Raw genomic sequence first — 8,213 nt, forward strand, 5'->3', positions numbered from 1 at the left:
GCACAGCCGCCCGCGCCGCCGCGGCCCCGCCCCCCGGCGGAACCTGCGTCCCCGCATGGGCCTCGGGCCCGGGAACGTACGCCATCGCGGGGCCGGGACCGCCGCCCGCCTGCGCTCCCGCCATGAAGTTGCCGCCACGCTCGAGCCGGTCGAGGCGGGCCATGAGCGAGCGCTCGTCGTCGTACGCCGCCGGGAGCAGCACACGGGCGCAGATCAGCTCCAGCTGCAGCCGGGGCGAAGTCGCCCCCCGCATCTCCGTGAGGCCTTCGTTGACGAGGTCGGCGGCGCGGCTGAGTTCGGCGCCGCCGTAGACACCCGCCTGCGCCTGCATCCGCTCCACGACGTCCGACGGGGCGTCGATGAGCCCCTTCTCCGCCGCGTCCGGAACCGCCGCGAGGATCACCAGGTCCCGCAGCCGCTCCAGGAGGTCGGCCACGAAGCGACGCGGGTCGTTGCCGCCCTCGATGACCTGGTCGACGATCTCGAAGGCCGCCGCCCCGTCCCCGGACGCGAAAGCCTCCACCACGGAGTCGAGCAACGAACCGTCCGTATACCCGAGGAGGGACGTCGCCATGGCATACGTCACACCGTCGTCCGCCGCGGACGCGAGGAGCTGGTCCATGACGGACATCGAGTCACGCACGGACCCGGCACCGGCCCGCACGACCAGCGGGAAGACACCCTCTTCGACGGCCATCTGCTCCCGGCCGCACACCTCGGCCAGATACTCGCGGAGCGTGCCGGGCGGCACGAGCCGGAAGGGGTAGTGGTGCGTACGCGACCGGATCGTCCCGATGACCTTCTCGGGTTCCGTCGTCGCGAAGATGAACTTGAGGTGCTCCGGCGGCTCCTCGACCACCTTCAGCAGGGCGTTGAAGCCCGCCGAAGTGACCATGTGGGCCTCGTCGATGATGTAGATCTTGTACCGACTGCTTGCCGGGCCGAAGAAGGCCTTCTCGCGCAGATCGCGGGCGTCGTCCACACCGCCGTGCGAAGCGGCGTCGATCTCGATGACGTCGATCGAACCCGGGCCGTTCCTCGCCAGGTCCTTGCAGGACTGGCACTCGCCGCAGGGCGTCGGAGTGGGACCTTGCTCACAGTTGAGACAGCGGGCCAGGATGCGCGCGCTCGTCGTCTTGCCGCAGCCGCGCGGGCCACTGAACAGGTAGGCGTGATTGACCCGGTTGTTGCGCAGCGCCTGCTGCAGCGGGTCGGTTACATGCTCCTGCCCGATGACCTCGGCGAACGACTCCGGGCGATAGCGGCGGTACAACGCGAGAGACGACACGCATACGAGGTTATAGGCGCCCACTGACAACACATACCGCGAACGCAAAGCGCCCCCCACGCACCCGCCAGAGCCAACCTACCCTTGCTGCCTTCCGGCCCTGGGGGAGTTCAGTCAGATAGCGCCACGTGAGGGGCTGAGCCCCACCCTAGCCGATCCCCGGGCCCGGAAGCGACGCCGGACCCCACCCCGGCACCCGCCCCGGGACGATCTCGGGACCATCTCGGGAGCGATCTTGGGACCGGAGGCGGATCGTGTTCGCGAGCACTCCTCAACGTCTTGTATTGTTTGCGGCGGAGGATTCGCCTAGTGGCCTAGGGCGCACGCTTGGAAAGCGTGTTGGGGGCAACCCCTCACGAGTTCGAATCTCGTATCCTCCGCCAGTGCCTCACCGGGCACTAAGTTGATGGGCCCCACCGTTCGCGGTGGGGCCCTTCGACGTTCTCCGGGACGTTCTCCGGCCGGGCCGGGGCCAGGCCGGGGCTCACGGCGCGGGCGCGATGTTCTGGTTGGCGTGGAAGAGGTTGCCCGGGTCGTAGGCGTTCTTGATGCGGGTGAGCCGGGCGTAGTGGTCGCGGTAGGTCGCCTTCACGCGGCTGTGGCTCTCGCCCTCGCCGAGGAAGTTCACGTAGCCGCCGCCCATGGAGTGCGGGTGCAGCTCTTCCCAGTAGTCGACGCACCACTGTCTGATCGTCCCCGCGTTGTCCGGGTCCGGGTCGATGCCGCCGATGACCCCGGACCAGACCGCGTCGCGGTACCCCCACGCGGTGTCCTCCTGGTCGACGCGGGCGGCTGCCCCGTCGACGGGGTAGAGGTGCATGGTCGACAGGTCAGTGGGGAGGTTCTCGGCGTACTTGGCGTGTACGTCGATCGCGTCGTCGGTGATCCGGTCGAAGAAGTCGCCCCGCCAGTACCACTGGAGTCCGGTGGGGATCAGCTCGTCGAACATGGTCTGCAGCGCCGGGTAGGGCATCGGCGCGGTGAAGTGGAAGGCGGGCGGGCCCGGTTCGTTCACCGCGGCCAGGGCCTTCTCGGCTTCGTCCGGGTCGCCGGTCCAGCACCACACGACGCCGCACATCTTCTGGCCGTGTATCTCTTCCGGGAACGGCGGGCCCGGCGGGACGGTGAGTGCGGCGAAGAAGCCGTTCAGGTCGTCGGGCGCCTGCGGAAGGAAGTCGCGGTACCAGCGGAGCACGTCGCGGGTCAGGTCCACCGGCCACACGGTGACCGCGACGACCACGTCGCCCACCGGGTGCAGCCGGAAGCGGAACGAGGTCACGATGCCGAAGTTCCCGCCGCCGCCGCGCAGCGCCCAGAACAGGTCCGGGTGCTGGGACTCGCTCGCGGTGACGAAACTGCCGTCGGCGAGCACGACGTCCGCGGCGATGAGGTTGTCGATCGTCAGGCCGTACTTGCGGGTGAGGTGGCCGTGGCCGCCGCCGAGGGTGAGGCCCCCGACGCCCGTCGTCGACATGATTCCGGCGGGGGTGGCGAGGCCGAAGGCGTGGGCCGCGTGGTCCAGGTCGCCGAGCTGACTGCCGCCGCCGACCCGGGCCGTCCTCGCGACCGGGTCGACGCGTGCCCAGCGCATGGGCGAGAGGTCGATGGTGACGGCGTCGTCGACCACGCAGAGCCCGGCACCGCTGTGGCCGCCGCCCCGGACGGCGAGTTCCAGGCCCCGGTCGCGGACGAAGTCGACGGCGGCCATGACGTCCGCCGCGTCCGAGCACCGCACGAGGGCGGCCGGGCGCCTGTCGATCATCGCGTTGTAGATCGTGCGGGCCCGGTCGTACTCGGGGTCCGTCGGGCCGATGACCGGGCCGCGGAGCGCGGCTCTCATGTCTTCGAGGGTGCTTCCGTCCATGACGGGCTCCTTGCCGAGACGCTGACCGCTTCTCCCACCCGGCCGCTCCCCCGTCGGGCCGTCGGGCCGTCGGGCCGTCGGTGAGCGGTTGTGCGCCGGCGTCCTGGCGCCCCCCGTCAGCCGCGGAGCTGACCTCTCCAGCATCCCGCCGGTCGGCCCGGCCCGCAATCCGCGGGGGCGTCCTGACAGCCTCCGGCCGCCCCTGTCAGCGCGCGGTCAGCGCGCTGACAGCGGCGGTCGGCATCGTCTTGTCCATCGAGAACGGCGAGGGCCCGAACGGGTCCGAACGGGTCTGAGGAGGACAAGATGTCGTACGCCATCAAGGCCGAGGGACTGGTCAAGAAGTACGGGGACTTCGTCGCGCTGGACGGCGTCGACCTGGAGGTCCCGGCGGGCAAGGTGATCGGGGTGCTCGGGCCGAACGGCGCCGGGAAGACCACCACCGTGCGGATCCTGTCGACGCTGCTGCGGCCCGACGCGGGGCACGCCACCGTCGGGGGCCATGACGTGGTCAGGGATCAGGTGCGGGTCCGCGGTCTCATCGGGCTCACCGGTCAGTACGCCTCCGTGGACGAGGAACTGTCCGGCGCCGAGAATCTCGTACTCCTGGGGCGGTTGCTCGATCTGTCACGGCGGGACGCCAAGGCGCGGGCCGTCGAGCTGCTTGAGCAGTTCGAGCTGACCGAGGCGGCCCAGCGACCGATCAGCACCTTCTCCGGAGGGATGCGGCGCCGCCTCGACCTCGCGGCGAGCCTCGTCGGACGGCCGCAGGTCCTGTACCTGGACGAGCCGACCACCGGGCTCGACCCGCACGCCCGCAAGGAGGTCTGGTCGGTCGTGCGGCGGCTCGTCGCCGATGGCGCCACCGTGCTGCTCACCACGCAGTATCTGGAGGAGGCCGACCAACTGGCCGATTCCATCACGGTGTTCGACCGTGGCCGCGTCGTCGCGGAAGGCCGCCCCGACGAGCTCAAGCGCCGGGTCGGCGGTCAGACGCTGCAGGTGCGGCCGACGGTGGCCCGTGATCTGGACACCGTGAGCGGCATCCTCGCCGAGCTCACCGGCGCCGCGCCGCAGCACGACGCGGACAACGGTCTGCTCACCGTGCCGGTCGACGACCCGATGCTGATCTCCGCCCTCGTACGGCGCCTCGACGGGGCCGGCATCACCGCCGACGAGTTGGGCCTGCGCCTGCCGAGCCTGGACGAGGTCTTCCTGGCCCTCACCGGAAAGACCGCCGAGAAGGCCGCCTAGGACCTGGTCACACCAGGAACGAGCCCGCGCGCACCACTGCTCCCCCCGCCCCAACTCCCCCAGCACCATTGCCGAAAGGACCCCCTCATGAGCACCCTCACCGCCCCGGCCACCCCGCAGTCGAACGCCCCCGCGCTCCGCATCACCCCGGCCAAGGCCGCCCGGCACAGCCTCGCGCTCGCCGGGCGCGGGGTCACCAAGTTCATCAAGTCGCCCGCACGGCTCGTCGACGTCGTCCTGACGCCGATCGTGTTCCTGCTGATGTTCGTCTACCTCTTCGGGGGCGCCATCGCAGGCGGCGACACCGATGCCTACCTGCAGATGATCACGCCCGGCATCATGGTGATGACCGTCTTCCAGGCCAGCATCGGCATCGGCGTCTCCCTCAACGCCGACTCCAGCACCGGCATCTTCGACCGGTTCCGCAGCATGCCGATCGCCCGCTCCGCCCCGCTGATCGGCGCGGTCATCGCCGACGTCGTCCGGTACGTGGTCTGCCTCGCCACACTGGTCGCCCTCGCCCTGGTCATGGGCTACCGGGTCGACACCAACCCGGCGGCGGCACTGGGCGCGCTCGCGGTGCTCATCGCCTTTGCCGTCAGCTTCTCCTGGATGTCGGTGTACGTCGGCATGCTGGTCAAGACCCCCGGCTCGGTGCAGGGCCTGATGACCGTCCTTGTCCTGCCGCTCACCTTCGCCAGCAACGTCTTCGTCCCGGACACCACCATGCCGGGCTGGCTGCAGGTCTGGTCGGACGTGAACCCCGTCAGCCTGATGTCCGACACCATGCGCGGCCTGCTGAACGGCGGCGAGGTCGCGGGGCCGCTCCTCGGCAGCCTGGCCTGGATGGTCGGCGTGATCGCGGTCTTCGCCCCCCTCGCGATGCGGGCCTACCGCAAGCGCGCCGCCTGAGCCCCACCGTGCTCACGACTCACGACTCACGACGCCACCGGCTGACCGGCCTCCTCGGTCAGCCGGTTCAGCGCGTCCGCCCTCGGAAGGCCCGCGCCCCTGCCGTACGCCGCCTCGTACCCCGCGTCGCCCAGCAGCCCCACGATCTCGGCGACCAGCTCCCGCAGCTGCGGATCCCCCTCGTCGAACACACCCCGGACGACCTGGCTCGTGCCCAGCGCGGTGGCCGCCCCGGCCGCGTCGCCCTCCAACAGCAGAAGCCGGGCCAGGAGTTCGGCGGCCCGCGCGATGTCCGCGACGTCGCCCCGGGCGAAGGCGCCGCCCACCGCCCTCGGCAGGAGCCCGCGTGCCCCCACCGCGTCGCCCCGCGCGAGGCGGTTCGCCATCCTGGCTCCCGCGATCAGGTCGCGGGCCATGTCCTCGGGGAGCGTGAGCCGGTCGGCGATGGAGTCCAGGCGGTCGAGGACCAGGTCGGCCTGTGCCAACTCGCCCGACCTGCGGTGCAGATCAGCGAGGCTGAACAGCATCTCGGCCTCCATACGACGGTAGCCACGCTCCTTGGCCTGCCGCTGTGCCGCGTGGATGTCCCGCAGGGCGCCGTCCCTGTCGCCGCCGCGCAGCCGCTCCGCCGCGAGCCTGGCCCGGCTGTTGAACAGGTCGTCCTCGGCGCCGAGTTCGGTACTGACGGTCACCGCCCTCGCGTACGCGGCGATGGCCTCGCCGTTCTCCCCGCGCAGGGAGTGACCGCCGCCGACGGCGAGCAGCGCGAGGCCGAGGCCCCAGCGGTCGCCCACCTCCTCGAAGCCGCGCAGCGCCGCACGGCGCGACTCGCTGCCGGCCGGCTGCTCGCCCCGCCCGGTGAGCACGAAGTCCCGCGCCCAGTGCGCGCTCGCCCGCACCCAGGGGTCCTGCCGCTCCGCCGCCCTTCGGAGCCCGCGCTCCCCGAGGTCGGTGTTGCCGGTGAAGAACGCGAGCATCGGTATCCACAGGAGCAGCGCCGGGTGGAACTCCCCCGCGTCGGCCCGCTCGCAGTCCTCGATCAGCGTGCGCACGGGTACGTCGTCGGCATCCGATCCATTCGATCCGCCCGATCCTCCCGATCCGTCCGATGCACCCGATGCCGGGGTGCCCGCCATCAGCCGAATCACCCGGAAGGCGGCCCCCGCCCGTTCGGGCAGGGCTTCGTCGAAGGTGAGGACCTCGGCGAGGAACGTCTCGAACTGGGTACTCATCCCCCTGATCCCCCAGTACCAGAACAGCGCGCCCACGAACCGGGAGACGAGGGCGGCGTCCCCGGCCCCGACGGCCGCCCGCAGCGCGGAGACCAGGTTGTCGTGCTCGGCGTCGAAGAGCGCGAGGGAGCGGAGCTGGTCGCCGGTGCGCAGGGCGGGCTCGTGCTCCTCGGCGAGGGCGAGGAAGTACGCGGAGAAGCGCTCCGCGGTGCGAGCACCCTCACCGGCTGCGGTGTCGGCCTCCGCAGCCTCCGCCTCCGCCTCGGCCAGGCGTCCTGCCGCGAACGCGCGCACGGTCTCCGACATCCGGTAGCGCTGCTCGCCGTCGGCGTCGTCGGACGTGTCCAGGAGGGACTTCTCGACCAGGGAGCCCAGCACGTACAGCACGTCGTCGGCCGGCAGCGTCCCGTCCGAGCAGACCGCCTCAAGGGCGGCGACGGTCGCACCGCCGGGGAACATCGACAGCCTGCGGGTGAGGATTCGCTCGGGCTCGTCCAGGAGGTCCCAGCTCCACTCGACCACCGCGAGCAGCGTGCGCTGGCGCGGCAGCGCGGTCCTGCTGCCGGAGGTGAGGAGGCGGAACCGGTCGTCGAGGCGGCGCGCGATCTGCCCGACACCCATGGAGCGCAGCTTGGCCGCGGCCAGCTCCAGGGCGAGCGGGAGTCCGTCGAGGCGGCGGCAGATCTCCACCACCGCGCCCAAGGTGGACTCGTCGAGCGCGAAGCCGGGCCGTACGCCGGTTGCCCGGTCGGTGAACAGGCGCACCGCCGCCGAACCGGCCGCATCCGCGAGCTCCGGGGCCCCCACGGGCACACCGAGCGGGCCGATGTGGCAGAGCGCCTCGCCGGTGATGGCGAGGGGTTCCCTGCTCGTGGCCAGGATCCTCAAGTGCGGGAGTCTGTCGAGGAGTTCGTACGCGAGGTCCGCGGCCGCGTCGACCAGGTGCTCGCAGTTGTCCAGTACGAGGACGGCCTCGCCGACGTCGAGCACCTCGGTCACGCGGTCGACCCGCACATGGTCGGCCTGCACGTGGTCGGCCTGCGCGCCGCCGCCGGACGGCCCGGTGCTGAGCCCGGTACTCAGTCCGGTGCCGAGCGCGGCGTGCACGGCGTCGGCCAGCTGATCCGGGGTGCCCACACCGGCCAGCGGCACGAACCACACCCGCCCCCGCCGGTACGCCCGGTGCCGGGTCACGGCCTCGAGCGACAGCCTGGTCTTGCCCGCGCCGCCGGGGCCGACGAGCGTGACCAGACGGGAGGCGGCCAGCAGCGAGGCGAGCTGGTCGAGTTCCTCGTCACGGCCGACGAAGCTGGTGAGCCGGGCGGGCAGGCGGTTCGGCGCGGGCGCGGCCTCGGGCCGCCCCACCGGTTGCTCCAACTCGCCTCGCAGCAGCGCCAGATGTACGTCCTTCAGCTCGGCCGACGGGTCGACGCCGAGTTCGTCGTCCAGCCTGCCCCGCATCTCCTCGTACACGGCGAGCGCGTCCGCGTTGCGGCCCGCGGCCGACAACGCGCGCATCCGCAGCGCGGCGACGCGCTCGCTCAACGGACGTTCCACGCCCGCCGCTTCGAGGTCGGCGAGTACGTCGGCGTGCCGCCCGATGCGCAGCTCGGCCTCGAAGCGGTCGGGGCTTGTGATCGTGTTCTCGGTGAGGCGCGGCAGG

5 protein-coding genes, 1 tRNA gene and 1 other RNA gene are annotated in these 8,213 nt (G+C 71.8%); 3 read left to right on the forward strand and 4 right to left on the reverse strand.

Annotated features, from left to right (window positions below; genetic code table 11):
• Both ABD378_RS42730 and ffs read right to left on the reverse strand, forming a co-directional pair.
• The coding region (locus ABD378_RS42730) for a DNA polymerase III subunit gamma and tau (protein ID WP_344530699.1) at positions 1-1,288 on the reverse strand (1,288 nt) is incomplete at its 3' end.
• 42 nt (positions 1,289-1,330) lie between these two features.
• Positions 1,331-1,429, reverse strand: an RNA gene (gene ffs / locus ABD378_RS42735) — signal recognition particle sRNA small type.
• Between the two features lie 154 nt (positions 1,430-1,583).
• On the opposite strand from ffs, the gene ABD378_RS42740 reads away from it, so the two are divergent.
• A tRNA-Ser gene (locus ABD378_RS42740) sits at positions 1,584-1,671 on the forward strand.
• A gap of 101 nt (positions 1,672-1,772) precedes the next feature.
• Here ABD378_RS42740 and ABD378_RS42745 read toward each other — a convergent pair.
• A complete protein-coding gene (locus ABD378_RS42745; protein ID WP_344530701.1) occupies positions 1,773-3,152 on the reverse strand; it encodes an FAD-binding oxidoreductase in 1,380 nt (459 codons plus the stop codon).
• Positions 3,153-3,458: 306 nt separating this feature from the next.
• Here ABD378_RS42745 and ABD378_RS42750 point away from each other — a divergent pair, with 306 nt between their 5' ends.
• Positions 3,459-4,406, forward strand: coding sequence for an ATP-binding cassette domain-containing protein (locus ABD378_RS42750; protein ID WP_344530703.1), 948 nt, complete (start codon positions 3,459-3,461; stop codon positions 4,404-4,406).
• A gap of 87 nt (positions 4,407-4,493) precedes the next feature.
• The gene (locus ABD378_RS42755; protein WP_344530705.1) at positions 4,494-5,318 is read left to right on the forward strand and encodes an ABC transporter permease; all 825 of its coding nucleotides are present in this window, start codon (positions 4,494-4,496) and stop codon (positions 5,316-5,318) included.
• 26 nt (positions 5,319-5,344) lie between these two features.
• Here the strand turns inward: ABD378_RS42755 and ABD378_RS42760 are convergent.
• A partial coding sequence (locus ABD378_RS42760) for an ATP-binding protein (RefSeq protein WP_344530707.1) occupies positions 5,345-8,213 on the reverse strand: 2,869 nt, incomplete at its 5' end.

Source organism: Streptomyces rectiviolaceus (genome assembly GCF_039533825.1).
Lineage (GTDB): Bacteria > Actinomycetota > Actinomycetes > Streptomycetales > Streptomycetaceae > Streptomyces > Streptomyces rectiviolaceus.

Coding starts and splice junctions, on each gene's coding strand:
- ABD378_RS42745 (WP_344530701.1), bottom strand. CDS start 3,152: ATGGACGGAAGCACCCTCGAAGACATGAGAGCCGCGCTCCGCGGCCCG.
- ABD378_RS42750 (WP_344530703.1), top strand. CDS start 3,459: ATGTCGTACGCCATCAAGGCCGAGGGACTGGTCAAGAAGTACGGGGAC.
- ABD378_RS42755 (WP_344530705.1), top strand. CDS start 4,494: ATGAGCACCCTCACCGCCCCGGCCACCCCGCAGTCGAACGCCCCCGCG.